Annotated in this window: 28 protein-coding genes; all 28 read right to left on the reverse strand. The window is 49.9% G+C overall.

Going from position 1 to position 26118, the window contains the following annotated elements; translation table 11 throughout:
• Positions 1 to 37: 37 nt before the first annotated feature.
• Positions 38 to 667: an MBL fold metallo-hydrolase gene (locus GX364_06405; GenBank protein NLI70474.1), complete on the reverse strand. Its 630-nt coding sequence runs from the start codon at positions 665 to 667 to the stop codon at positions 38 to 40.
• 14 nt (positions 668 to 681) lie between these two features.
• A complete protein-coding gene (locus GX364_06410; protein NLI70475.1) occupies positions 682 to 1029 on the reverse strand; it encodes a DUF192 domain-containing protein in 348 nt (115 codons plus the stop codon).
• A gap of 14 nt (positions 1030 to 1043) precedes the next feature.
• Positions 1044 to 1961: a type II secretion system F family protein gene (locus GX364_06415; GenBank protein ID NLI70476.1), complete on the reverse strand. Its 918-nt coding sequence runs from the start codon at positions 1959 to 1961 to the stop codon at positions 1044 to 1046.
• Between the two features lie 11 nt (positions 1962 to 1972).
• Entirely contained in the window at positions 1973 to 2953 is a 981-nt protein-coding gene (locus tag GX364_06420; protein ID NLI70477.1) for a secretion system protein, read from the reverse strand.
• A gap of 20 nt (positions 2954 to 2973) precedes the next feature.
• Complete coding sequence (locus tag GX364_06425; protein NLI70478.1) at positions 2974 to 4362, reverse strand: CpaF family protein; 1389 nt, start codon at positions 4360 to 4362, stop codon at positions 2974 to 2976.
• Positions 4363 to 5604, reverse strand: coding sequence for a response regulator (locus tag GX364_06430; protein NLI70479.1), 1242 nt, complete (start codon positions 5602 to 5604; stop codon positions 4363 to 4365). It lies immediately after the preceding gene.
• Positions 5605 to 5629: 25 nt separating this feature from the next.
• On the reverse strand, positions 5630 to 6328 hold the full coding sequence (gene cpaB, locus GX364_06435) for a Flp pilus assembly protein CpaB (protein ID NLI70480.1): 699 nt from the start codon (positions 6326 to 6328) through the stop codon (positions 5630 to 5632).
• 23 nt (positions 6329 to 6351) lie between these two features.
• Positions 6352 to 7290 (reverse strand): hypothetical protein, encoded by a 939-nt coding sequence (locus GX364_06440; GenBank protein NLI70481.1) that lies wholly within the window; start codon positions 7288 to 7290, stop codon positions 6352 to 6354.
• Positions 7291 to 7305: 15 nt separating this feature from the next.
• Positions 7306 to 7710, reverse strand: a complete 405-nt coding sequence (locus GX364_06445; protein ID NLI70482.1) for a pilus assembly protein — start codon at positions 7708 to 7710, stop codon at positions 7306 to 7308.
• A gap of 60 nt (positions 7711 to 7770) precedes the next feature.
• The gene (locus tag GX364_06450; protein NLI70483.1) at positions 7771 to 7956 is read right to left on the reverse strand and encodes a Flp family type IVb pilin; all 186 of its coding nucleotides are present in this window, start codon (positions 7954 to 7956) and stop codon (positions 7771 to 7773) included.
• A 314-nt stretch (positions 7957 to 8270) separates the two neighbouring features.
• Positions 8271 to 8921, reverse strand: a complete 651-nt coding sequence (locus GX364_06455; protein ID NLI70484.1) for a response regulator transcription factor — start codon at positions 8919 to 8921, stop codon at positions 8271 to 8273.
• Positions 8918 to 10078 carry a histidine kinase gene (locus tag GX364_06460; GenBank protein ID NLI70485.1) on the reverse strand — a complete coding sequence of 387 codons (1161 nt, stop codon included), beginning with the start codon at positions 10076 to 10078 and terminating at the stop codon, positions 8918 to 8920. The genes GX364_06455 and GX364_06460 overlap by 4 nt, the downstream gene beginning before the upstream one ends.
• A 130-nt stretch (positions 10079 to 10208) precedes the next feature.
• Positions 10209 to 10718: a DUF188 domain-containing protein gene (locus GX364_06465; GenBank protein ID NLI70486.1), complete on the reverse strand. Its 510-nt coding sequence runs from the start codon at positions 10716 to 10718 to the stop codon at positions 10209 to 10211.
• A 20-nt stretch (positions 10719 to 10738) separates the two neighbouring features.
• A complete protein-coding gene (locus GX364_06470) occupies positions 10739 to 11665 on the reverse strand; it encodes a peptidase (GenBank protein NLI70487.1) in 927 nt (308 codons plus the stop codon).
• A gap of 42 nt (positions 11666 to 11707) precedes the next feature.
• A complete protein-coding gene (locus GX364_06475; protein NLI70488.1) occupies positions 11708 to 12838 on the reverse strand; it encodes a PDZ domain-containing protein in 1131 nt (376 codons plus the stop codon).
• A gap of 54 nt (positions 12839 to 12892) precedes the next feature.
• On the reverse strand, positions 12893 to 13516 hold the full coding sequence (locus tag GX364_06480) for a histidine phosphatase family protein (protein NLI70489.1): 624 nt from the start codon (positions 13514 to 13516) through the stop codon (positions 12893 to 12895).
• A gap of 3 nt (positions 13517 to 13519) precedes the next feature.
• Positions 13520 to 14809, reverse strand: coding sequence for a UDP-N-acetylglucosamine 1-carboxyvinyltransferase (locus GX364_06485; protein ID NLI70490.1), 1290 nt, complete (start codon positions 14807 to 14809; stop codon positions 13520 to 13522).
• A gap of 26 nt (positions 14810 to 14835) precedes the next feature.
• Positions 14836 to 15723 (reverse strand): hypothetical protein, encoded by an 888-nt coding sequence (locus tag GX364_06490; protein NLI70491.1) that lies wholly within the window; start codon positions 15721 to 15723, stop codon positions 14836 to 14838.
• On the reverse strand, positions 15710 to 17062 hold the full coding sequence (locus tag GX364_06495; protein NLI70492.1) for a hypothetical protein: 1353 nt from the start codon (positions 17060 to 17062) through the stop codon (positions 15710 to 15712). Before GX364_06495 ends, GX364_06490 begins: the two co-directional genes overlap by 14 nt.
• The gene (locus GX364_06500; protein NLI70493.1) at positions 17049 to 18848 is read right to left on the reverse strand and encodes a cell wall metabolism sensor histidine kinase WalK; all 1800 of its coding nucleotides are present in this window, start codon (positions 18846 to 18848) and stop codon (positions 17049 to 17051) included. The genes GX364_06495 and GX364_06500 overlap by 14 nt, the downstream gene beginning before the upstream one ends.
• Positions 18841 to 19539 (reverse strand): response regulator transcription factor, encoded by a 699-nt coding sequence (locus GX364_06505; GenBank protein ID NLI70494.1) that lies wholly within the window; start codon positions 19537 to 19539, stop codon positions 18841 to 18843. Before GX364_06505 ends, GX364_06500 begins: the two co-directional genes overlap by 8 nt.
• A gap of 166 nt (positions 19540 to 19705) precedes the next feature.
• Entirely contained in the window at positions 19706 to 21211 is a 1506-nt protein-coding gene (locus GX364_06510; protein ID NLI70495.1) for a peptidoglycan DD-metalloendopeptidase family protein, read from the reverse strand.
• A gap of 169 nt (positions 21212 to 21380) precedes the next feature.
• Positions 21381 to 22817 carry an NAD(P)/FAD-dependent oxidoreductase gene (locus GX364_06515; protein NLI70496.1) on the reverse strand — a complete coding sequence of 479 codons (1437 nt, stop codon included), beginning with the start codon at positions 22815 to 22817 and terminating at the stop codon, positions 21381 to 21383.
• Positions 22818 to 22875: 58 nt separating this feature from the next.
• Positions 22876 to 24207, reverse strand: a complete 1332-nt coding sequence (gene dnaB, locus GX364_06520; protein ID NLI70497.1) for a replicative DNA helicase — start codon at positions 24205 to 24207, stop codon at positions 22876 to 22878.
• Positions 24208 to 24219: 12 nt separating this feature from the next.
• Positions 24220 to 24732, reverse strand: a complete 513-nt coding sequence (locus GX364_06525) for a 50S ribosomal protein L9 (protein NLI70498.1) — start codon at positions 24730 to 24732, stop codon at positions 24220 to 24222.
• A 150-nt stretch (positions 24733 to 24882) separates the two neighbouring features.
• A complete protein-coding gene (locus tag GX364_06530; protein ID NLI70499.1) occupies positions 24883 to 25119 on the reverse strand; it encodes a 30S ribosomal protein S18 in 237 nt (78 codons plus the stop codon).
• A 38-nt stretch (positions 25120 to 25157) separates the two neighbouring features.
• Positions 25158 to 25571, reverse strand: coding sequence for a single-stranded DNA-binding protein (gene ssb / locus GX364_06535; protein NLI70500.1), 414 nt, complete (start codon positions 25569 to 25571; stop codon positions 25158 to 25160).
• A gap of 21 nt (positions 25572 to 25592) precedes the next feature.
• Positions 25593 to 25883, reverse strand: a complete 291-nt coding sequence (gene rpsF / locus GX364_06540; GenBank protein ID NLI70501.1) for a 30S ribosomal protein S6 — start codon at positions 25881 to 25883, stop codon at positions 25593 to 25595.
• Positions 25884 to 26118 lie beyond the last annotated feature (235 nt).

Consider the following 26118-nt stretch of genomic DNA (forward strand, 5'->3'; position numbering starts at 1 on the left):
CCGGATGTAACAGTAATGATGTCGCGGTCAGCCCCGCTCAAAAGCCCTGTTGCAGAAAAGGGTTATGTTCACGTTCATACCCCACTGTTGAAGTGGGGCCATGCCCGGGATAAATGACAGTCTCGTCCGGCCATACCAATATTTTTTTTCTGATGCTTTCTATGATCTCTTTCAGGGAACCTCCCTTGAGATCGGTACGTCCGATGGACAGGTTGAACAGCGTATCCCCGGTAAAAATCGCAGGGGGATCGCTACCCGCCACCAACGATATTCCGCCGGGGGTATGTCCCGGCGTTTCAAGAACATTCATCTGCAGATCACCGAAGGCGATGACGTCCCCTTCGCGGACAAACCGATCCGGAGGCGGGGGCGCCTTCAAGATCAGGGAAAGCCCCAATCCCGGTTTGCTATAAATAGCGAGGTCCTTGCGGTGCAGGATGATGGGGGCTCCTGTTGCCTTCTGCACCCGGGCATTGGCCCCCGTATGATCATAATGACCGTGCGTGTTGATGATCGCTTTGACTTCCCATCCCCGTTTGTCGATTTCGCCAAGAATTTTCCCCCCGGCAGCACCCGGGTCGATGACGGCGCATTCCCCCGTTTTTTTACAACCGACGAGATAACAGTTGGAGGCCAGCACCCCCACAACCAGCATCTGGATAATCATCGTTCCGTCCCCCTCTACCGGCCATTGATCTCCAGCCGATCCCCCGGCCTGATCCCAAGCCGATATATGGTTCCCGGTGAAAATTCGAGAACATGGCATGCTTTCTTTATTATGGGGGAGAAACGGTTTGGTTTCAAGGCGGGGCAGACTTCGAGCACTTTGAAATCGTGGTCAAGAAAAAGAATGTCAACAGGATAGCGCATGAAAAAAGTGTGTACACCCCGGCAAGGGGTAAGCATCAGGGCTTTCCCCGCAGGCATTTTTTTTGTAAACATCAGTCCCCGCAAGCGTTGCAAAAAGGTTCGCGCCGGGATAATGTTTGCCAGGCGTCTCCCATCCTTTTCGAGATACAAAAGTGACATTTCTTCACCCTTTTTTACAATACTTTCAACATCTGAACGACAGCCGGCCCCAGAAGCACGATAAAAATAACTGGAAAGATAAAGATAAGCATCGGAACAAGCATCTTGATGGGAGCCTTCATCGCCTCTTCTTCTATCTCTTGCCTGCGCTTGTGACGGATCAGTTCTGACTGTGTCCGCAGGACATCCCCCAGGCGCAGGCCGAGTTGATCGGCCTGGATGATGGCCGTGGTAAATGTGGTCAAGGAATCAACGTTGACGCGCGTGGCCAGGTCACGCAGTGCCTTGCGCCTTGGTTTGCCCATCTTCACTTCCTGCGCCACCTGCCGGAACTCTCTGGCCAGGGCCCCCTTCCTCTTCTCCGTCACTTTCATGAGAGCCGCATCCCAACCGTAACCGGCTTCGATACTGACCGTCAACAGATCAAGGACATCCGGCATCGACCTTTCGATCTCCAGGCCGCGGTTTCTGGCCAATCTGATCAGATAATAGTCGGGAAGAATCCATAGTCCCAATACCACCCCGGCAACAACCGCTACCATCTGATAGAAACTTAGTTTGTTGAACAGGGGGATGCCCAGCAGACTGACCACGATAATGCATAGGACCTTGATGGTAAGGTATTCCCCCGCCACGAGCCCCCCCGGGTTCCCCGCCTGATTGAGTTTGGGTTGCAGTTCTTCGATAATCGAGGTCGGCAGGAGTTTGTTGAATGTTTTCGTTGCTTTCCCCAGAAGGGGACGGATAACCCGTTCCGTGAAAGATTTTTGCAGTTCTGCATCGCGTATATCGATCACTATTTCCTCGCCGCGAGAAGAGATTTCATTCAACCTCCTGATAATATCCACCTCTTCCCGTTCCAAAAAAGCAGACACCGCCAAGACGGCGAAGAAAATGCTCATGGCAGCAAAAATACAGGATGTTTGTATCATGACCATACCCCCTACCAATCGATATTGACAATCCTGCGAATAAGTATCAGGCCAACTAGCTGGGAGAGAAGGCCCATGCCGAGCAAAATATACCCCACCGGATCGGTAAAAAAGGCCGACATGTATACGGGATTGATCGAATACAGGATCACGGCCAGCAACAGTGGCAGAACCCCGATGATAATCCCGGAAATCCGTCCCTGGGAAGTAAGCGTTTTTATCTCCCGTTTTACCTTGATCCTGTCCATGATCGTCTGGGCAATATTGTCCAGAACTTCAGAAAGGTTGCCTCCCACCTGCCTCTGGATAATTATCGCCATCACCACCAGTTCCAGGTCATCACTTTTGATACGGTCACACATGTTCTGAAGGGCCCTGTCCGTCTGCATCCCCAGATTGATTTCCTGCAAAGTCCGCCTGAACTCGGTAGATATCGGCGGGGGCATCTCGTCGCCAAGTGTTTTCATGGCCTGAAACAGGCTGAACCCCACGCGCAGGGAGTTGGCCATCGTGGAAAGAGCGGTGGGAAGTTGCTGGTTGAAGTTGGCCACCCTTCTGTTCTGGGCTCTCTTGATCAAAAATATCGGAATGACCCCCGCACCGACCAACAAACCAACCAGAAACATAAAAGCCTTGCTGCTCAACAGAAAAAGGATCGCTCCCAGTGCTCCTCCCCCAAGGAAACAGAACAACAGGAACTCCCCGGCCCGCAAAATTATATCCGCCCGGAAAAGTTCATTCTTCAACCTGGCCTTCCATTCACCTTTTTCCCCCATCAAAACTTCGTCAACATCGTCTGGTTTGCGGCGAAACAGTTTCCCTTTTCCCCTTGACGGCGTACCCTGCTCCGTGGATGTATATTTCTTCAAACGGCTGGAAACCTTTTCCCACTCCGTGGAACGAAAGCCCATCATGAAGAGCAGCAAGAAAAAGATGGACATGAACGTGGCGATAATTACAACACCCATTTCACCTTGCATGTTATCGAACATCAAATCACCCCATCTGGCCGTCATATCTCGGGGGCAAATACTTCCAACGGAATTTTTATGCCCTGTGTCTCCAACTTCTGCATGAATCCGGGTCGGATACCGGTGGGCCTGAACATGCCCACCACCCTGCCTGCCTCGTCAATGCCTTTCTGATCGTAAACAAACAGGTCCTGGAGTAAAATCACATTCCCTTCCATCCCCTGAACCTCGGTAATATGGGTAATTTTCCTGCTCCCGTCTTTCATGCGTGCCTGATGGACGATAAGGTCAATCGCCGATGCTATCTGCTCCCTGATCGCCCTTACGGGTAGATCCATCCCCGCCATCAGGACCATGGTTTCCACCCGGGAAAGCATATCCCGCGGAGAATTGGCATGACCGGTAGTAATGGAGCCGTCGTGCCCCGTATTCATCGCCTGAAGCATATCGAGAGCCTCCCCGCTTCTCACCTCGCCAACCACGATCCTTTCCGGGCGCATACGCAATGAGTTCCGGACAAGATCCCGGATGGTAATCATCCCTTTCCCTTCAATGTTTGGCGGCCTGGATTCAAGCCTGATCACGTGTTCCTGCTGCAATTGCAACTCGGCCGCATCCTCGATGGTAATGATCCTCTCCGAGGAAGGGATGAAAGAAGAAAGGACGTTCAAAGTCGTCGTCTTCCCGGAACCGGTCCCCCCGGATACGATAATGTTCAGGCGGGAAAGAACCGAGGCTTCGAGGAAAATGCTCATTTCTTTGCTGAGGGTCCCTTTATCCTGCAAATCCTTCATGGTGAAGGGCGCCCTTGAAAATTTTCGGATCGTAATCGTAGGGCCGGTCAGGGAGAGAGGGGGGATAATACAATTTACCCGTGAACCATCCGGCAGGCGGGCGTCGACCATCGGCATCCCCTCATCAATACGCCGACCCAGGGGCGTAACAATTTTCTCGATAACATGCATGACGTAATCATCATCACGAAACGTTATTTCGCATTTTTCAAGTTTCCCTTTTTTTTCGATATATACCTGATGGGGGCCATTAACCATGATTTCCGTTATTTCCGGGTCATTCAGCAGCGGCTGGATGGGCCCAAACCCGATGGACTCATTGACAATCTCATTGATTATTCTCTTTTTATCGCCCACCGAGATCTGGATATTTTCTTTTTCCATGATCCCTTCAACAATGGCGGGTATTTTGCGAACCAGCTCCTCATCAACCACCGCACTTCCCTTGTTTCCATGCCGACCAAGCATAGCGACCAACTGCCGATGGATGTTATTCTTCAACTTGACGTTCGGGTCTTCTTTCCCCGCTGTCCCTTTTTTGGGCATGAAAACGTCATCACCGATTTGCCCGTCGCTGACTTCTTCTTCTTTCAGCATCTCCTGTTCCGCTTTCTTCAAACGCTGCAAGAGAGACATTTAGATGGTCCCCTTTCTTGCCCATATTTTCCGGAACAGCCCTTTTTTCCCGGGCTTCGGAGCGGGTTTCCCTTTCTCTTCCGGGTGTCCGTTGTCAGCGGGGGATATTTTCTCGCAGAGCTCCAGCAGGCTCCTCCCCGCTTCCGCTGGAGCCCTTTGCTGGACAAAAGGAATCCCCTTGTTGATTGATAATACAACTTGCCGATCGCTTCTGGGAATGACATGGTAAAGTTTCATTCCCAGGCTTTTCTCCACGTCTCCCCTGTCCACACCGTGGGTTGTCCCTTCCATGTTCAGAATGAGACGTATCTTGTCCGTATGACCAAGGATACCGAGGATGTTCATCGCCGTTTTGGTGCTTTTTATCGTCGCCAGATCTTTGAGTACCGGCATCATGATCACATGGGCCCTTTCCAGGGCAAGAAGGGTAAGGCCATCGAAAGAACAGGGAGTATCAATTATTATATAATCGAATTTTTTCTCCAGCACCTCCAGGATCGCCTCGAGGTGGTTCTCCGTAATTTTTTCTGCATCCTGAGGCGAAAAACAGGCACCGATAACATGAACACCTGAATTGTGGCGCAACAGGTAACGGGGCAGGGTTTGCTCGGTAATCCCTTCGGGATCATCGGCGAGGTCGCTGATGCACTTTATGTCCGATAAATTCAGAAGAAGGGAGACATCACCGAACTGCAAATCAAGGTCAACAAGAACAACTTCCTTGTTCTGCCGGGCCAGCCCCACGGCCATGTTGACGGCGATGATGCTCTTTCCGGTGCCGCCTTTACCCGAAAAAAGGGTGATGATCGGCTCCTCTGTTTTCTGCTCCCCCGTTCCTTCTGCCGTGACAATATTTTTCCCCCTCGCTTTCTCGAGATCGTAAACCTTGCGCAGGGTGTTGGATATTTCCTCACTGTTTATCGGTTTGATCAGGTAATCCCTCGCCCCGGCAACCATGGCTTTCTTCAGATATTCCTGTTCTCCCTGGATAGAAATGATGACCACCGCAACGTTGGGGTAATTGCGCGATATGATCTCTGTCGCCGTGATCCCATCCATGATCGGCATGTTGATATCCATCAACACGATATCGGGTAGCAACTCGGCCACTTTGGCAATAGCTTCCTTGCCATTTGCAGCTTCCCCCACCACCTCCAGATCTTCCTCAAAATAAAGCAGGCGCTGCAAATCCGTACGTGTCTGGTCAATATCGTCCACAATCAACAATTTTATTTTCTCCATTTCCCCTTGCCCCTTGCCATATCATTTAGAAATTGCCAAAATGCCACGGAGTTGCCGGAATGATCCTGTCGTCACCTGAAGGACGAAGCATCAGGTGAATGGTGCCTCTTTGCGCCGCCAGAGCCAGCTGCGGTGCAACTTCCGGAAGCACTTCAAGCGTTACCGTATTGGCCTGCTCCGTAACCTCCTTGAACTTCAATGGATCATAATTCCTGTTGATGGCCAGTACCTTTACGTTCTGGATGATGATTTTGGTATAATACTCGGATGTGACCTCCCAGGTGGCAATGACATCAACATGATTACCAGGAGCCAGCAAGCCCCCCACCCCGCTTACCTCACTGACGGCAATGGCCAATGCCCTTTTTCCAGTTTTCAGCGTATAGAGAAAATCATCAGCCGTGTCCCCCGGAACCACGATCTTGCCGGGCAACACCTGCTCGCCTTCATAGATAGTTGTTCTGGCAATACTACCGACAAATCCCTCTTTGCTCTGCCCGGCTTCTTTGTGAGCATAAGCCAGGGGAATTTCGATTACCTCAAGCATATCCCCTTCTATTTTTTCGTTGGCCGGGATGGTCGTCCTGGCCACCAGGACATCCGTATATTCCATGTCCAGTTTGGTCCTGGCTTCCAGATCCAGAAGATACAGAAAAACACCACCGGCCGAGATCGCGGCAGCAACAATAGCAAGAACCAGATAGATGTATTTTCTATATTTCACCGCCAACACCCCCGGTTGAAGGGTCAATGTTTCAATTTAACGGCCTTGACCCCGTAATCAATTGCTTCCGGGGATATCTCCCCGTTCTCCACTCTCTCCAGGAAATAGCCTCTGATATAACTGTTATTGCCCTGGCCGGTGACCCCGTCGAGCCAGAATGCGGAAAACCCGACCACCTGCACTTTTCTTCTTCCACTCTTGTTGTCATAGGGTTCCAGCATGGGAACAATCACCACCCGCGGACAGCCTCTTGGCACATCGATATATGATGTGCTCAGTGCCCGGGCTATTCTCTTGTCAATCGCTCTTTTGGTAGGGTTGGACATATTGCCCGGTTCTGTATCAAGGATGTCACCCACCGATATAACCCCCGGATACCCTTCCGTCAGGTGGCGTTCGAAATTGGAGGCCCCTCTCCCCTCTCCAAGCGCCAGCGCACCGAAATTTCCCGCACCAAGGCCGACATCATAATTGTTCGATGATGCATTTTTGATGATATACTTCTGCCCAAATACCAGTTCCCGATTTACCAGTCCAAGGGGGACCACCCCGCTCATCGCTCCGATACTTCCCACCATCGCCGTGGCGTTCTTTTGAAGAAGCAGTGATTTTTCATCAACAAGAATTTTCCCGAATAAAATGGGAGCTTCCTTCCGGGATTCGACGGTAATCGATGCCCGGTCAGGGCTTATGTAAATATCTATGTTATCGCTGTCCAGCCCGTTTTTTGCAGCGTATTCCATCGCCGTGGTTCTGGCTTCCGCAGCGCTGATAACCAGATCCTGCGCTCCCGCCAATGCCGCCGCATCCACCCCGTTGCTGAGGCGTATGTCGGCAATATAAAATGTACCCACATCAACCACCAGTGCCGAAAAACCCAGAATTACTATCAGTGCAAACGCGGAAACAAGGTTGATGGCTCCCCGTTCATCTTTCAAGCCGTGACGGAAGAGTTTCAACATGGCCTCCCCCTCCTTTCACTCCACCCTCATGATTGCCGTGTAGCTAACCGGATAAGGATTGGGCACCGCCGATGACAGAACTGGCAGCATCAGAACAAGTGAATATTCAACTTCTACCTCGATCGATTCCCCGGCATACCGTTCGTTCCAGGAAGGACTGATGCGCACCGTGGTTTTATCTTGCTCCAGGGATATAGTGCAATCGCCAATTTCGTCCATGATCCCCTGATCATCACAGCCAACTGCACCAAGGCGAGCACCTTCCCTGGCCGCATGAGCAACGGTCAGGTAAGCATGCCCAAATCGGCCAAACTCGATCACTCCCCATAACAACAACAAAAATACGGGCAAGACAAGCGCCAATTCCACCAGCGCCTGCCCCCTGTCTCCGGTATTGTTGTGCTGCCTGGCCTTGCTCATGCTCACCCACCCCTTAAAACAAATGGGGCCCCGCCATATCGGCGGAGCCCGACTCACGCGTTAACCTTCCCCACCGCCGACACCACCCAGTTTTTCCCCGATGCCCTGGAAGATGTCCTTGATCTGATCCCCCATGAATGTCAAGGCTACAATAACCACCACCGCTACCAATGCCAGAATCAACCCGTATTCTACCATGCCCTGGCCGCTCTCATCTTCGAACAGATTCTTCAAAAATGTTAACATGATCAATCACCTCTCTCCGTTCTTTCTTTCCACTTTCAGCATAGCATGCCATGTTATCATAGGCAATGCATGGAATAATACCCATTACCTGTTTATATTGAGACTTTAGTCCTGTTTTTTCTATGGATTGCTATGCAGACTTTATCGGTTGAAGCAAGTTGATACAAGCATGCCATTCTGGGCTCGCTTTCATGATGATGGAGATGACAGGCAATGCTATCATTTTATCGTGGTCAAACAGCAAACAGGGTTTCCGGGCCATGTTTCCGGTGCGGCCGGGGCAAGATACCCCCTATCCGAGGGAACAGGCATTTTTATATGTCGACAAGATTGTGTTTGATGGCATAGATGGCAGCCTGGGTGCGGTCATTGACTTTCAATTTACGCAAAATACTGGTGATATGATTCTTCACGGTCTTCTCGCTCAGGAACAGTTTTTCGGCAATGCTCCTGTTGTTCAATCCCACTGCCACCTCGGCAAGGATTTCCAGCTCTCTCTCCGTGAGCTTGTCCTTGGCGTTGAATCCTTCGGACATGTGCCGCCATGCCCCGATCAACTTGCCGGTCATGCGGGGATCTATATATGTATCCCCGGAAGCCACTATTTTGATTACGTTCAGAAGTTCTTCCGCGGTGGTGTCTTTCAGTATGTACGCCGAGGCCCCGTATTCCATGAGTTCGTAGATATATTCCCGGGCATCGTGGATCGTCAATACAATGATGGCAATCTCGGGGTTGTTTTTTTTGATTATCCTGGTCGCTTCGATACCGTTCAAACCAGGCATGTTGATATCCATGAGTATGATATCGGGGTTCAGTTTCTGGGCGGATATTACCGCCTCTTCCCCGTTGGCAGCCTCACCGACAACGGCAATTTCCAGTCCGGCCTCTATATTCAATATCTTTTTGAGCCCATCCCTTATCAGGGCATGATCATCTGCAATCAGTATGCGTATACTTTTCATCGGAAACCACCATCCAATTTATTTTCATGATTCCTGTCAATCGGCACCTTGACAATAATTTCCGTCCCCTTGCCGGGGGCACTGTTTATTTCGAGGCTGCCCTCGATAAGTTCAACCCGCTCCCTCATGCCCAACAACCCGAATGAGCCTTCGGGGCTTTTTTCCCCTGTCTTGAAGCCGCATCCATTATCGCGGATTATGACCGAAATCAGTTCGTCGTCAACATCAATTTTAACCAGGGCATCGCTGGCATGAGCATGTTTCAAAACATTGTTCAAAGCCTCCTGAATGATGCGAAAAATCGCAATTTCCAGATCCTTCTTCCTTACGATGGGCCCTCCGGAAATGACCAGATCGATATTCAAAGGATATCTTTCACGGTATTCCTCGATGTACCGTTTCAGCGTGGCAACAAGTCCCAGGTCATCGATGGCCATGGGCCTCAAATCGAAGATGATCTTGCGCAACTCCTGCAAACTGTTACGAACCATTATTTTGAGATCGGCCAGTTCCTCCCTGACCTCCTGTGGTTTGGTGTCCAGTATCCTTTCGCAGATTTCCGTGCGCAAAACCAGGTTGGCCATGGATTGAGCCGGCCCATCATGAATCTCGCGGGCCACTCTTTTTCTTTCTTCTTCCTGCGCCAGAATGATCTTGAACCCTACCCCCTGTTTCTGCTGCATTTCCTCGGTTTTCAGGCCAAGGTCATTGAAATTCCCCTTGATATAATCGAGAGCTACCCCCATCCGTGCAAATACCTGCTCGGCATTATCGACTGCCTCGTCCAGGTTCCGGAGATGATCCTCCAACTGTTTTTTTCTTTCCTTCAGCTGCACTTCCCTCTCCCGGGCAAGCCCCAATGCAATTTGAAGTTCCTTGCTGTTTTCATATGCTTCCCTCAGGCTTTCTTCGCCGAAACTGTGGTAGTTCTTGCTGATCTCCATCAGATTGAGCATGACCTGTTTTTCTTTTATTTGCAACTGATTTATCTGTTCCACCGTCTCCTGGCCCTGCCTGCCCAGGAATTGCAGTTCCCTGGCGGCGGTTTTTTTCTCGAAGCGGATACTGTTACCGAGTTCGCTGATATTTTCCCGGGCCCTTACCAACGTGCGTACAGATTGTTTTATTATTTGTTCCAGTTCTTTCAAAGCGATCATTGATTTTGAAGATGCCTCTTGATTTCATGTTTATTGTATAATATTCAACAATATTATGGTAACATCCTTTTTATTTCCAGAATGAAACCATGCATTCCATTACCTTTTTTTGCCTGCACCGGGTCTTCACCTATTCTTTTCCTCTCAACACCTGTTCCAGTGACCGGGCAAATCTACGATCATCCTCCGCTGTTCTTCTGCAGGGGCCTCCGGTCCTTCCGCCGGCTCGTCGGTAACGGCCTTTGGCCGCGCGTATTTCCAGAAGATTGGTTATCGCATCAGGCCGAAAACGATGGCCGGAAGGGCCAAGGCAGTGAGCACCCTTCCCCACAACCATCGCCGCAAGCCCCCCATCCTGCGTGATGACCACATCTCCCCGTTGACAAAAATTGATTATCTTCAAATCGGCTTCCTCGGGGTCATTCCCTACCACGATATGGTTATCAGCCCCCACGCAATGGTTGAAACTGGCCACTGTCCATACCGGACGGGAAAATTTCTCCCCCAGCCGGTAACAGATCTGCAACACGTTTCCGGGACAGGCATCGGCATCGACAATTATTTTACTGTTCTCTTTTCCCTTTTTCCCTTTGCTCAATCGATCACTCGCTGTTTTCCCGTTGTTCGTGTTTCTGCTCATGGATGCTGTTTCATCGATGATCATTCATGCAAATCCAAAAAGTTTTTGACCAGACCCACGACATCGCCGATATTTTCCATATCTCCTGCCTTCCGGATGAATTCAGAAGGCCCTTTGATCAGGGCCGGAACATCATTGAGCGTATGCCCCCTATGGCCGAGGTCTTCCAGATTGCCATGGTCGCTGGTAATGATGAGCATTGTTTTTTCCCCGCCGGGATGCTCCAGAATGTATCCCAAGAACCTATCCAGAAGGGTCACGATTTCCCTTGCTTTTCGTCTCTCCGCCAGATGGCCGGCAACATCGCTCAGAAAATATTCAAAGAGGGTAAAATCGTGCTCATCGCTCAATGCAAGTAGCCGCCGCGCTGCTTCTTCCGGTTCAACAATTTCGACTGGATACCCCATTCTGTTCAAATAATGGTGGGTTATATCCATGTACAGGGCCTGCCCATGTTCCAGCTGTACCAGAGTTCTGAAGGGCAGCCCCGCATAGTAGGTAAGCCATGTGGAACACGAATATGAATGCACAAGGCCTTTTTTTAGATCATCAAAAAATTCGGGACGATAAGCGTTGGCAAATGTCGGTTTCAGCCCGGCAGCAACAAGTTGGGACAAAATACCCTTTTCACGCAACAAGCTTTTGAGTTTCTCGCCGGGGTAACGATTGACATGCCTCCCCACCAGTGCCGCCGCATTCTCTCCGGTAAAAAGCGTAGTCTGCCCGGTGGCACTCTGCGGGGTACCCTCGACTCCCAGGGTGGCATCGAGGCCAAAAAGCCCCAGACCGGGGCTGTAGAAGCCCTCCGCCCCGCGGCAAAGGGAATTGCCTCCCAGAACCCGGGACAGACGCGGTGTATCTGTGAAACAGAACGGGTTGTCATGGACATCCTGTTTCCCAAGTCCGATCCCGTCGATAAAGATCATTATGACACGTTCCGGGTTCATCAAAGATCAAGATCCTTTCTATTTTCAACCATTCCTTCCCGCTCAGTATTGCTCCGGCGTTTCCATGAGCTCGATGGTCAGGTTCTTCTCTCCGCCGTTCCTCCGTATTTTTATGGTTAGTTCCTCGCCCGGTTCATAGTTCAGAAGCTGGTCAAACAGCTGGGCCGTGACATTTATCTGTCGGCCGTCAACAGCAACAATAACATCACCTGCCAGTACCCCCGCTTTCTCGGCAGCGCCTCCGCCACTCACTTCCTGAATGTAGACGCCGCGATCACCGCTGTTTCCCGTCGCCTCGGCAAGATCCTGGATATAGACACCGATATAGGGCCTCCTGACCTTGCCATGTTTGATGATGTCTTCGACAACCCTGGCCACGGTATTGCTCGGTATGGCAAAACCCATTCCTTCAACCCCTGTATCCTTGATCTTGGCCGAATTTATACCGATAATGTCCCCGGCGAGATTTATCAGCGCCCCACCGCTGTTGCCTTCATTGATGGCAGCATCTGTCTGGATATAGGTATACCGGTAGTGGCTCTGCGGAACGGGAACCTGCCTTCCCACAGCGCTGACAACCCCGGCAGTTACCGTCTGTTGAAATACCAGCCCCAGAGGATTGCCGATAGCAATCGCTGTCTCTCCGATGTGGACATTGTCGGAATCGGAGAGAACCGCATACTTGACCCCGTCCCTGCCCGGGTTGATTTTGACCACGGCAAGATCGGTCAAGACGTCCTCCCCGACCAGCCTGGCCTCGATGGTCCGTCCGTCGCAAAATACCACTTCGATCTTTTCCGCGCCATTGATGACATGTTGGTTGGTGACGATGTGGCCCTCCCCATCTATAACCACACCCGAGCCCGATGCCTGTTCGATCAACATCCTCGCCCCCGGCCGGGTGACGGTGACCGAATTGCTGATGCCCACCACTGCCGGGGCTGCCTTCTCCACTGCTCCGACGACTTCCGTATGCTGATAGTCATGCCATATTCTTTCCGGAACTTGTTGTTTTTCCGGAGGTTCCCGGACTTCATCGAAGATGGCCGCATAAAGCAAACAGCCCAGAAACGCCCCGATAGCGGCCATTATCAGGACCGCCAGAAGTGAAGGCAGCCTCTTCCTTTTTTCCGGATAATCCCTGGCATTGAACTGATTGTCTGATGGATACACTTTTTTCCCCCCGCATTCCTTGCTAATTCTGTACGCTAACCACAAAATAATTTTTTATGAATTCAAATGATGGCAATCGTTAAAATTGATCAGGTCGAAATCTTTGGTGGCAGGTTTTCGTTCAAGAACAGATATCGAGGCCGGTTGTGGAGAATAAAGCCATTTTTGATTCAAATCCCCTCCGATCATGTGGGTGATAAACGCATTGATCAGGCGCGCATGGGTTACAAGCAATATTGCCTTTTCCGCGCGGGGGAAATATTCAACGCGCCGCCCCAGCGCTCTTACACGGGAGATAAAACCTCGGCGGCTTTCCCTTCCGGGAATGTATGTACGCCAGTAGTTCCTTTTTATTTTACGATATTGTTCGGGATAGATAAAAGCAACCTCTTCCCAGGTCAACCCTTCAAAAACCCCCCAACCATATTCCCTGAGCAGAGGCAGATAATTTATTTCAAGTTCTTTCTTGCCCTCCCGGGCTATCAATACTGCCGTATCCCTGGCCCTTTTCAGGTTACTGCTGAATATCCGGCTGAACTCTACCTCATTTTTCAGCCGTGCCGCAAGTTTCGCCGCTTCTTCTTTCCCCCTGGCGCTTAAAGGAAAATCCAGCTGCCCCTGCAGGCGGCCTTCTTCCTGGGCAGATGTGGAAGCATGTCGAACCAACCAGATCTGCATGGACTAAATCTTTTTTGCCTGTTTGTTACGATTGTTGCCATGGCGCCTGTATATCTCGATTCCTATACCCGCATATTTTTCCTCGATATCCTCGTAACCCCTGTAAATATGTTCCACCCCGCTCAGGATCGTCTCCCCTTTGGCAATCAGCCCCGCAACGATCAGTGCTGCACCGGCCCTGAGATCGGTAGCTTTGATCGGAGCGCCGGTAAGCCTACCCCCGCCTTCAACCACCGCCGTTCTCCCTTCCAGCTTGATACGTGCTCCCATCCTTTTCAGTTCATCTACATGCCTGAACCGATTTTCAAATACGTTTTCGGTTATGATGCTGGTCCCGGGAACCCTGGTAAGCACGACCATGCCCAGCGGTTGCAGGTCGGTAGGAAAGCCCGGATAGGGAAATGTTTTTATATCAACCGGCGTCAGCGCATTGGATCCTTTGATCTCGACTGTGTCCAGGGTGGTGATCACCCTGTAGCCCATCTCTTTCAGCTTGGCAATAGGCGCTTCCAGGTGAGTAGGTATAACATCCTGAAGCAGCAAGTCTCCACCGGTGGCGGCTGCCGCCATCAGCAGGGTCCCGGCCTCGATGCGGTCGGGGATAATATTGTGAGAAGCGGAATAAAAATCTTTCACACCATCAATGCGAATTATATCGGTACCCGCGCCGCGGACAGAAGCCCCAATGGCATTCAAAAAGTTGGCCAGATCAACTATTTCCGGTTCCTTGGCTACGTTTTCGATGACAGTCCTTCCCTCCGCGCCGACAGCAGCCAACATGATATTTATGGTCGCTCCCACGCTGACGACGTCAAGATAAATCTTGGCGCCGCGAAGTTTGTCCGCCCGCAACTTTACGATCCCATGTTCGACGGAGACATCTGCCCCCAGGGCAGCAAAACCTTTCAGATGTTGATCGATAGGCCTTGGCCCCAGTTCACACCCACCGGGCGCCGGCACATCGGCACGTTTGAAACGAGCCAGAAGGCTTCCCATGAAATACGACGAGGCTCGTAGTTTTTTGACCAGATCGTAGGGCGGGGTTGCGTCAGCCCACATTCTGGAGGAGTCAATTTCCAAAGCATTGCGCCCCCGGCGCCGGATGAACAACCCCATGCTTTCCAGTATCTGCAGTAACGTGGAAACGTCATCGATTTCCGGTATGTTTTCAACATGCACCTTTGCTCCGGCGATAATGGTGGCAGGCAAGACGGCAACTGCAGCATTTTTTGCGCCGCTTACCTTTATTTTTCCTTTCACTGTCTGGTTACCGGGTATGATCAGTTTTTCCATCTATGTTTTTCCTCCTGGAAGATATGCTATGTAATCTGATCCGCGAATCCATCAGGCTCAATAAAACCGGTAAATGCATTGACATAATAGATATCCGTCCCGTCAATCACGATTCTCCAGACAGGAGGAACTTCCCATTGCTCGGCATCATATTCCTGGCTGTAAAACCCCAGGCCAACATCTGTAATATTTCTTTTTCGATACGCAGGCCCGATTTCCTCTATCAACCTCATTATAGCCATGGTAACGGGTAATACCTCCATTTCACGTCTTTTTTCCTGACCCACGATCTCCAGCAAGCAGTTTTTTACCTCTTTGACAACGCCTTTTTCCATCGTGATGCCAAGATGACCGGAAAACAACGGTACCCGTGAATAAAGCTGATAATAGGACATCTTGCAGCTTTGAGACGGGTCTCCTCGCACAGCATCGGGTTTCAATTCCTTGAATTCTATTCCTTTCTGCACCATGAAGTTTTCCACGATTTCAACAGCTTCCGCGGAAGTGATTTTCCCCGTTAAATTATTTTCCATTGTATTATCTTTCTTTAACAAGTAACGGTAAAACCCGTTGCTGAAAATTTCAAGAACCCCGTCATCGCTCTCAAAGATATTCTTGTCATCTGCAATAATTCTATTTGCTTTTCCTGTTATAAAGAACTGTTTTGCTATTTTTTCGGCGTCGGTTTTCAACGGCCTCACGGTTAAAAATGAACTGCTCATCTTCTTTCTGGGGATCGACGTGGATATTTCATAATTGTTCTCCGCAAGTTTCTGCTCCAATTTTTGCAGCTCTTCACGCGTGAAAGCACTCCCGGCACCGCCCCATTCCGGTAAAAACAAATGGTAAGCAAGAAACAAATTCAGACCCAGGAATACGACAATCAAAACTGTTTTTGCTCTAGAGATATTCATCGTGTTCGCTCCATCCCGAAAGAGATAAATCGACCAGATCCAGATAGATATCCAGATTGTTGATCCGCACCACCCAGACCGGATAAGCCTTGATATCACTTTCGTCCAAAACACCGGATGGCCTGTAAGCCGGATAAACATCTTTCAATTTCAAATCCGCCGCAATATCCATATCTGCCGCATTCCTGCAGTATTCGATGGCTTTGGTTATCGCCTGAAGAGCCGGGGCCGCCACCACTCTCCGGCCTGAAAAATCGGAAGTTCGGTACAGAGATCGCTTGTAATGATACAACCCCCGGTCATTGAAAGTAATTTCTGTCCGCCCCGGTTCCTCCAGGACGGGCATGCCGTCCACATGTAGCGCCCATCCCGCGCAATAGGTGCTCTCACCTTGCCGGGCGGCAGACATGTGGACCAGATACAGATATTCAGGCCAACCTCCATAATAACACAGATATTCATTGGCCTTCTGGATGGCACGGGTATAGGAAAGCGTTGCCACCCCCTTTTCCAGGCGGGGTGCCGTGTATTCAATATAGTCGGATATGCGCAGGCCTTTCTCTCCATCGGTAAAAATCAGGGTCCCGTCCTCTTCCTCTATTTTACGGGCAAGCTTGTCGTTTACAAAAACCGCTTTCAGCATTGCATCGGTTTTTACCGGCTCCCGTGTCAGGACAATATATTCATGCAGGAAAAAATCTTCCGCGGAAAAATAAATTTCGCCCTGGATTTGAAGTTCATCCGAAAATTCCCGGTCTGCAAATCGGGCATCGGCGAGCAGATTGTACCTTGGACCGCCTTCAGCGGCCATGGCGGTTTTCAGATCTTTCAATCCCGGGAGGAAAATGTCCTCGGTCATTTTCAGGGTCAGTTCCCCATGTGGTCCCTGCAAAAACAGGTACAACTTGCCGCTGTCGACAAAAAACTGCATCTTCTCCACGATCAAGTCTTTCTGCTCCGTTGTGGCTGCAATTGCAGCCCAGGGAAAGGGTGGTTCAAAATAGATTGTTGCCAGGGAATCCTCCTTCTGAAGCACTTCTCTTTCCTCGGTGAAATTGCATCCTTGCAGGTAGAATAGTATCTGCTCCCATAATTCCCTGGCTTTATCGTCACCCCTGCGGCAGACCAGATATTGGCCAGTAGAAAGAGGCAACGCTATTCTGGCGGGGAAAACGGCTTGGATTTCATCGCGGGGTTCTTCCAGGAAAAACGGAGCTTCAACGATAAGGTCAGCTTCTTCATGGCGGGGAGAGGGCCCATACCAGAGGAAAGCCGTCAAGAGAAGACTGGTGATGACCAGAATGATCAGAGTTACAGTTTTACCGCTATCGCCGTTCATCTTTTTCTCCGTTCCCATTGGCTGATGGAAGGGTAAACCAGACTGCCGTTCCCCTTCCAGGCTCGCTATCGATCCATATCTTGCCCCCATGGGCCTCCACGACCAGCCGGGAAATAGACAGGCCCAGCCCCGTGCCGCCATACTCCCGGGAGCGTGTCTTGTCAACCCTGTAAAATCTTTCGAAAACATGGTCCAGTTCTTCCCGGGGTATCCCGATCCCCGTGTCTTCGATACAGACATGTACCCGGCCTTCTTTTTCCTCTGCCCGGATATCGATCCGCCCCCCCGGAGGAGTATACTGGATGGCGTTGTTCAGCAGGTTGACAAAGACCTGGCTGATCTGATTGCGGTCAACAAATACCGCAGGCATATTTTCCTGAAACTTCATGTGCATGGAAGGGATATTTCCCCGCCCCCATTGCAATTCCATCTCGACAACAATCTCCACAAACAGATCCCGAAGATTGACCGCCACGCGATAGGCATCTTCCAGCCGGGCATCCAGTTTTGACAGGGTCAGCAGATCCTGGACCAGCTTGACCATGCGCTCTGTCTCCTTGTTGATTACCTGTATAAATTTGTAGGCCACTTCCTTGTCCTGCAATCGTTCTTCCAGCAAGGTCTCGACATAGCTCTTCATCGAAGTCAAGGGCGTTTTCAATTCATGAGAAACATTGGCTACAAATTCCTGCTGACGCCGTCCGATTTCACTTTCCCTGGTTATATCCTGCAGCACGATCAACGTGCCCGCCGACCTTTCTTCCTCCTGGAAGGGGGCAATGCTGAGCCGGAATATGCGTTGGGGATGGTCCCAGGTCCTCTCAAAAACCATGGGCTGTTTATCATCATAATAACTTTGAAGCATCCCCGGGCCGATCAAGGTGTCCAGAAGAAAAGAAGGGCGCCTTCCCGGCCAGGCTTCCTCGCTGCCGATAGTATTCAACAAACTTTCTGCCGCGGGATTGATATGGATCAGTCTCTCGGAGTTGTCCATGGCCACGATCCCGTCGCGCATGTAATTGAGAATGGCCTCAACCTTGCTCTTTTCGGCAGAGATCTCCTCAAGGGTGCTGTCCAGACGGGAAGCAAGAAAATTGTACATGTTGGCCAGCTGACCGATCTCGTCATCGGAATATGCTTCCACCCGTTGCGAAAAATCACCGCGTGACATCTGCTCTGCTTTGAAAGTTACTTCTTTTATGGGGTGGATGATTGTGCGAGTCAGCGCCATGCCGATAGCAAGGCTGATTATCAATACCAGGATCGAGCCGGAGATCAACATCCTCTTGATCTCCCTCAAGGTCTGATCGATTTTTTTCAATGAACTGCTCAGATAAATAACCCCGACCACCGTTCCATCGTGTTTGATCGGGTAGGCAAGGTAATAATAACGATTTTTGTTCTCCGCGCTGATACGGATAGCTTCATCGGGGTTGCCGGCCAGGGCCTTGGTAATCTCGGCCTGGATTATCCGTCCTCCCACCGTTTCCGGGTGACCCGATGTTCCGGTAACCCGTGCATAACGATCCAGAACAATGATGTCCAGATCTCCCGTTCCCTTGAATCCTTCGACAATATCAGCTACAAAATCGTTGCCCCCTTCTTCCGAAATGCGCGGAGTCAGGAAGGTCGCCAGCAGTTTGGCCTGTGTTTCCAACCCCTCCTTGAAATTGCGCAAATAATAGTTTTCGAGTGATTGCACCAGATACACGCTGATCAGCTGGAGAGCGAAAAGAACAAGCAGGGAATATACCAGTACAATTTTCCATTGTAGTCCTTTAAACACTGCTTCCCCTCCGGAAGTAATATCCTACTCCCCTTTTTGTACAGATATATGATGGTTCCGCGGGGTTTTTTTCGATTTTCTCCCGCAAGCGCCTTATCATCACGTCCACAGTCCTTTCTTCCCCGATGTAATCGTATCCCCACACCTCATTCAACAGTTTTTTGCGTGTAAAGATATGATTGGGTTGTTGCATCAGAAAAGCAAGCAGGGTGAATTCGCGAAACGAAAGCTCAACGGCCTCGCCATCCTTGATCACTTCCATGGTATTGAAATCAACTTCCAGGCCCCCGGCTCTCAACCGGGCCCCCCTCCGGCGCTGGCTGAAAGCACTTCTTCTCAGCACTGCCTTTACCCTGGCCATGACCTCCCTCATGCTGAAGGGCTTGGTTATGTAATCATCAGCCCCGATCTCCAGGCCGACGACCTTGTCAATTTCAGCTTCCTTTGCGGTCAACATAATTATAGGGAGCCTGCTGCGGGATGCCCGGACTTCCTGGCATACCTGGAACCCATCCCGCAAGGGAAGCATGATGTCCAGAAGGACGAGATCGGGATCCAGTTCTGCAATTTTTTTGAGGGCATCTTCCCCATCGAATGAAAGAAAAACCTTGTACCCTTCTTTCTCCAGGCTATATTTCAATATCTCGGCAATGGATTGTTCATCATCAACCACCAATATCCTGTAAGTCATCATGACCCTCCCGCTGATTGCCTTCTCCCTTCAGTTTATTCGCCTTTACCATATTCTTTTCCTTCTCCCGGGGCAGGTCAACAGAATGCCGTTTCATGCCAATCAAAAAGCCGGGGTGTCTCTTCCCCCGGCCTGCAAATCTGGAATAAATACTGGTATTCAAGGATCACCGGTTAACATAATTCAGGGGGTTGACCCGCGTGCACTGATTCCAGTTACCCCCGTTGGCCGTCCTTACCTCGAAATGAAGGTGGATACCCGTACGGCCAGAGGTCTGCCCCGTGTTCCCCATGTACCCGATCGTGCCTCCCCTGCTCACCGACTGTCCCGGCACAACCAGGGTCTGGCTCAGATGGCCATAAAGAGTATAGAGTTTCCCGTGGTTGATAACAACGATATTCCCGTAAGCCTTGTAATACTGCGCCGCAACAACAGTCCCGGAATCTGCAGCCACGATCGGTGTCTTTTTCAGGGTGCTGGCATAAATGTCAATACCCCGGTGCCCTGCCGAATAGGAATTGGTTATCCTGCCGCCGCCGTCGTAAGATCTTGGAACCGGCCAGATGAGTTGCCCGGTCGGCTGGAAATCTCCTTTCGCCGCTTCCTTCAACCTGGTTCCCCGCTCGACAATTTCACTCCTCGGTTCCTGTACCACTTTTTCCCTATTTTTCTGCCGCTCCATCTCTTTCCCATTTTCCCTGGTGACATGATAAATCGTTTCCAGGATTCCGTCCTTGCCGGCGGACTTAACCCTGGATTGACCTATTTCCAACTGTGCATTGTTCACATACTCCGTCTCGTAGGGAATGCTTTCTTGAACAGTCAGCTCCTCGACAGAAACAATGGTAATTACCGGCTTGGGAGGCATGTATATCTCCTGGCCTTCCTCCAGCTGCACATCGTCAAGTCCCGGGTTTCTCTCCTCCAGGGCTTCCACTCCCATATTGTGCATCTCCGCTATCGCATGCAGTGACTCCCCCCTGGATGCCAGATATACCCTTGGCTCTGCCGTTTCCGGGTGTAGAATCCGGAATGCTTCAACAATGTCCATGACCTCATCGGGTGCCACCTTTATCTGTTCACCGTTGATCTTTTCTGCCGTGGCAACCTCGAGAATTCTGACGTGAGGGTGTTCGGGAACGTATCTATGTTTGAGGGCTTCAAAGATCTCATCAAATCTTTCCTTGCTTTCCAGGCATATGGTCGGTTTGCCATCCACATACACCATGTACCCCTCGGCATAAAAAGTAAGTTGTTCATCAATGTATTTTTCGATTTCCTTGAGGTTCTCCCTTCCCAGCCAGTGCAGTTCAAGTTCTGAAAAGGTGATCTCTTCCCCGGGAAATACTTCAAAATCGTACCGTTCATTTTTTTCTTCCAGCATCCCGGCGACCAGATTCTCAACCGCGGCAATATCCTTTGTCAGTCCGATATTTTCTTTTTCAAAATAAACCACATGAAAAAAACTGTTGAAATAATTGTTCAGCCCCAGAACAAGTGTGATCAGAAGAAATGAAGTGATGAGATATGTAGCAGGCGCAATCCTGACCCTTTTTATAAAATCACCATATTTTTTTAACTTGTTGCGGCATTGCTCCGTTTTCGTTTCAACAGTCTGCGCCGCATCCTTGCATTTTTTATGAAAATGATAGACAAGATCAAAGCTTTTCATGAACAAGCCTCCCGTACAGCGTATATAACAATTGTTAACTTTTCTTAAAAAACTGCCCGTAATTGATTAATAATTCTTCATGAATTGGGAATCTCCTGCTTGAAAAAAAATAAATTGCATTAAATTGCCGATTGCTTGAAATTTATGGGGGGGTGTTCGGGCAAGCTTCTCAGGAGGCCTTCAAAATTCTTCTTTCTATTTCCCGGGCGGCAACAACGCCCGATGCCGAAGCCTGTATCAATCCCCGGGTCACTCCGGCACCATCGCCGACAGCAAAGAGGTTTTTTATCCCTGTCTCCAGTTGGGGGTTCAGATCCAATCTGAATGAATAGAATTTTACCTCCACGCCGTAAAGCAAGGTGTCGGAAGAGTTGACTCCCGGCGCAATCCTGTCCAGTGCCTTCAACATCTCCAGGATGGAAAGAAGAAGCCTGTAAGGGAGGACCAGGCTCAGGTCACCGGGGGTAGCCCGATCAAGAGTGGGGTTGACCAAACCCCGTTCGATTCTCTCGACGGTCGATCGCCGCCCCGCCAGGAGGTCTCCAAGTCTCTGAATGATGACGCCATCGCCGAGCATGTTGGCCAGGCTGGCGATATTTTTCCCGTAACGGAGCGGTTCATTGAAGGGTTCCGTAAACATCTTGCTCACCAGCAAGGCAAAGTTGGTGTTTTTCGTTCTTGCCGCAGCATAGCTATGCCCGTTCACGGTAAGGATGCCGTTGTTGTTTTCGGTTACCACTTCTCCGTATGGATTCATGCAGAACGTTCGCACTCTATCATCAGATGAGGGTGAAAAATAAACAAGTTTGGATTCATAAATTTTGGAGGTTATGTGTTCCATCACATCGGAAGGAACCTCCACCCTTACCCCGATATCCACGGGATTGTTGGTTCCTTCAAGACCCATCCTGCGAATTTCTTCGGAAAACCATTCCGAACCTGTCCGTCCCGGCCCACAGATGATATAGTCTGCTTTGTAGCAGACACCTTCACCCGTTTTTACTCCGGTCACCGCACCGTTTTCCGTCAAAATCTCTGTCACTTCCTCGCGGGTGCGGATCTCCACTTTTTGACGGAGTTGATGATACATTCTGGTCAGGATCTTGAAACAATTTTCCGTTCCCAGGTGGCGTATTCTGGCCGGAATCAGCTTCAGGCCCACAGCTGCCGCCCCGCGTTGAAGCTCTTCGATCGCAGCCAGATCGGTTCCGTAGAGCACTGTTTCCTCGCCCCAGGAGAGATACATGCTTTCAATGTAGTCGATGAGTTCCCTCAATAGAGGCAGGCCTGTGTATTCGGCCAGGGATCCCCCGAATTCAGGGGACAGTGTTAGCTTCCCGTCGCTGAAGGCACCGGCACCGCCAAATCCATTGACCAGATAGCAGGGATCGCAGCGCAAACAATCTCCGCCGCTTTTGGCCGGGCATCTTCTGCGTGTAATATCGGGCCCTTTTTCTATGATCATGACGCGAGCTCCGTCATGCTTGCAAAGCTCGGATGCGGCAAAAACACCCGAAGGGCCAGCACCGACAATGATCACGTCATATTTTCCGCCTTCTGCGCGCAAAGGGTGATCACCTTCCCCATTTTCACTGATACATTTCATTTAATTCCTGTTGAACATGATATAATCTGGATTTTCCATCCATGCAGCAAGGGGTCAATCATTTTTCGGGGGACATATTGCCGAACTTGATAAAGTTCTCCAGAAAATACAGGTCGAACTTGCCAACGGGGCCGTTACGTTGCTTGGCTATTATTATTTCGGCAATGTTCTTTTTCTCGGCATCCCTGACATAATAATCTTCCCGGTAGATAAAAGCAACCAGGTCGGCATTGGCCTCTATGCCTCCTGATTCCATCAGATCACTTAGAATGGGACGCCGATCCACTCTCTTCTCCACGGCCCTGCTCAACTGGGACAAGGCGATAACAGGTGTTTCCAGCTCTTTGGCCATGGCTTTGAGCGAACGCGATATATCGGACAATTCCTGCTGTCTGGATTCACTTCTTCCCTGGCTGTGCATCAGCTGCAGGTAGTCGATGAAAACAGCTTTCAGTCCTTTTTCAGCTTTGAGGCGCCGCGTTTTTGCACGAATATCCATTACCGACAGCTGGGGAGAGTCATCGATATACAGGTCAGCCTCGCTCAGGGAACTCAAAGCACCCGCAATTTTGGGCCAGTCTTCTTTTTTGAGAAATCCACTCCTCATTCTCTGTGAATCAATATTGCCCTGTGCGCACAGGAGTCGTTGCGCCAGCGAATCCTTGGACATCTCCAGGCTGAAAAAAGCTACCGGTTGCTTTTCATTCACGGCAATATGTTGGGCGATATTCAAAGCGAGGGTTGTTTTGCCCATTGACGGCCGGGCAGCAATAATTATCAATTCGGAATCCTGCAGCCCCGCCGTGAGCCTGTCAAACTCAAAAAAACCGGTGGAAACGCCGGTTACCCCCGTTTTCTTTTCACTCAATGTCTCGATGCGGTCAAACGTCTCGCTTAAAATCTCTTTCAGATGAACAAAGCCCTGCCTGGAAGTGTTTCCGGCCACATCGAAGATCAGTTGTTCGGCCTTGTCCAGAAACCCCTTTACATCTTCCGGTGGTTCATAGCCCTGCCTGACAATTTCGGTAGCAACGCTGATCAATCTCCTCAGAACCGATTTTTCGCTGATTATCTGTGCGTAATATTGAACGTTGGCTGCCGTGGGAACGATGTTGGCCAGCGTGGTCAGATATGTACTGCCGCCGACATCCGAAAGTATGCCCCTGCTTTCAAGTTCTTCGGAAAGGGTGATGACATCGACCGGATCACCGTTGTTGACCATGTTCTTGATGGAAGAAAATATTTTACGGTGGTCATTGCGATAAAAATCACTTTCCTCCAGCATACTCAAGGCTGTATAGGCAGCTTCTTTGTTCAAAAACATCGCTCCCAGAACAGATTGTTCGGCTTCTATGTTCTGGGGAGGAATTCTTTCCTCGATCAAATTCATTCTTCCTCTCTCTTACATCTCCGGGGGGTCCTCACTATCAACCTTCTCTTCCCCGGCCGGTTCTTCTTTGTTTTCCGCGCCATTTTCCTGTTCTATCGTCACTCTTATGGTTGAAAATACACCTGCCCTCAGCTTCAGAGTAACGTCATGGGTACCGATTCTTTTCAGGGGCTCCTCTATTTCGATATTGCGCTTGTCAGTTTTGAATCCTTCTTCCTCAAGCAGTGAAGCTATGTCGCTCGCAGTCACGGAACCAAAAAGTTTTCCTTCTTTCCCTGCCGGCCGTTTGAAAATGATTTCTTTGTTATCAAGGCTTTCGGCCATTTCCCGAGCAATCTTCTCTTCCCTGGCATCTTTTTGCCTTCGTTGTTCCTGCCATTTTTCAGCTTCTTTCAATCGGGCCGGGGTAGCCTCATGCGCCAATTTGCGGGGAAGAAGAAAGTTGCGGGCGTAACCATCGGCAACATTTTTTACATCTCCCTTTCTTCCCAAACGATCAACATCTTCGATCAAGATTACCTTCATGTTATCTCTCTCCTTTGCCCTGACACGGCTATTGCTTATTTCTTTAAACGGACCGTTTTTTCCTCCCGTAGCGTTGACGGTGAAGACAAAAAAACACGATGCCACCGTTGCAGCGACATCGCATCATATCCCCTGTTCTCCCGAAAGAATTTAACTGCTTTCGGAGGTGAAAGGCAACAATGCAACGATTCGCGCTCTTTTGATAGCTACTGTCATCTCTCTCTGGTGTTTGGCGCAATTGCCGGTTATTCTTCGGGGAAGGATTTTTCCTCTTTCAGTGATGAATTTTTTCAATTTTTCCGCCTGTTTGTAATCAATGTAATCCGTCTTTTCCTGGCAAAAAACGCACACCTTTTTTCTGGGCCTGCGCCCTCTATCTCTTCTCATCTACTTACTCCTTTCTCGAAACAGCAGATAGACAAATTTTAAAAAGGAATGTCGTCATCTTTGATGTCGCCATCCTTGAATTCCAATTCACTGTCGTTACTTGCTTCCGAGGGTTTTCTTTTCTGGTCATCACGCGGCCATTCCAGGAACTGTACATTGTCGGCCACTACCTCGGCAATGTTTCTGCGGATTCCTTCCTTGTCATCATAGCTACGTGTCTGCAGCCTTCCTTCCACCCCCACCAGTCTCCCTTTTTCGATGTAATTTGCACAGGTTTCCGCCAGTTTCTGCCAGACCACGATTCTGATGAAATCCGTTTCTCTTTCCCCGTGCTGGTTGGAAAAACGCCTGTCAACCGCCAACGTGAATGTGGCCACCGCCGCTCCGGAAGGTGTATACCTCAATTCCGGATCTCTTGTAAGCCTCCCTATCAAGATAATTCTGTTCAACATTGGAATCCTCCGTTCCCATTTTTATTGATTGAGCCTGGTTGTCAGTGACCTTATAACCTCATCAGAAACTTTACAGAGGTGGTCCAGCTCTTTTAATATTTCAAGGTTCCCTTTGAATTTGATCAGATAATATTCGCCTTCATGGTGGACTTTGTTGATGACATAGGCCAATTTCCTTCTCCCCCAGGGCTCCAGCTCCAGCAGCTCTCCCCCTTTTTTGACGAGAATTTCTTGGAATTGTTCCAGCCAATGTTCTTTTGTTTCTTCGTCCAGATCTGCAGATAGGATAATCATGCTTTCGTAGGATGACACGCTTTTCACCTCCCCTCGGACTGACGGCCTTCTTCAACAAGGCAGGGAATAAACAAAATATAACATATCCTTTCTGGCAAAGCAATCAAAAAGGGTTTTTTCGTTTCCAAATGTAAGTTGCAAGTTTAATTGCCCACCATATTTTACCAATCACACTAAGCTGCCATATAAATATCATTGGCTGTTTTGTATCCGAACATCCTTCTTGGATAATTATTCATCCACTGCTGAATCC

The sequence above is a fragment of the Bacillota bacterium genome, from assembly GCA_012518215.1.
In the GTDB taxonomy this organism is placed as follows: domain Bacteria; phylum Bacillota; class Dethiobacteria; order DTU022; family PWGO01; genus JAAYSV01.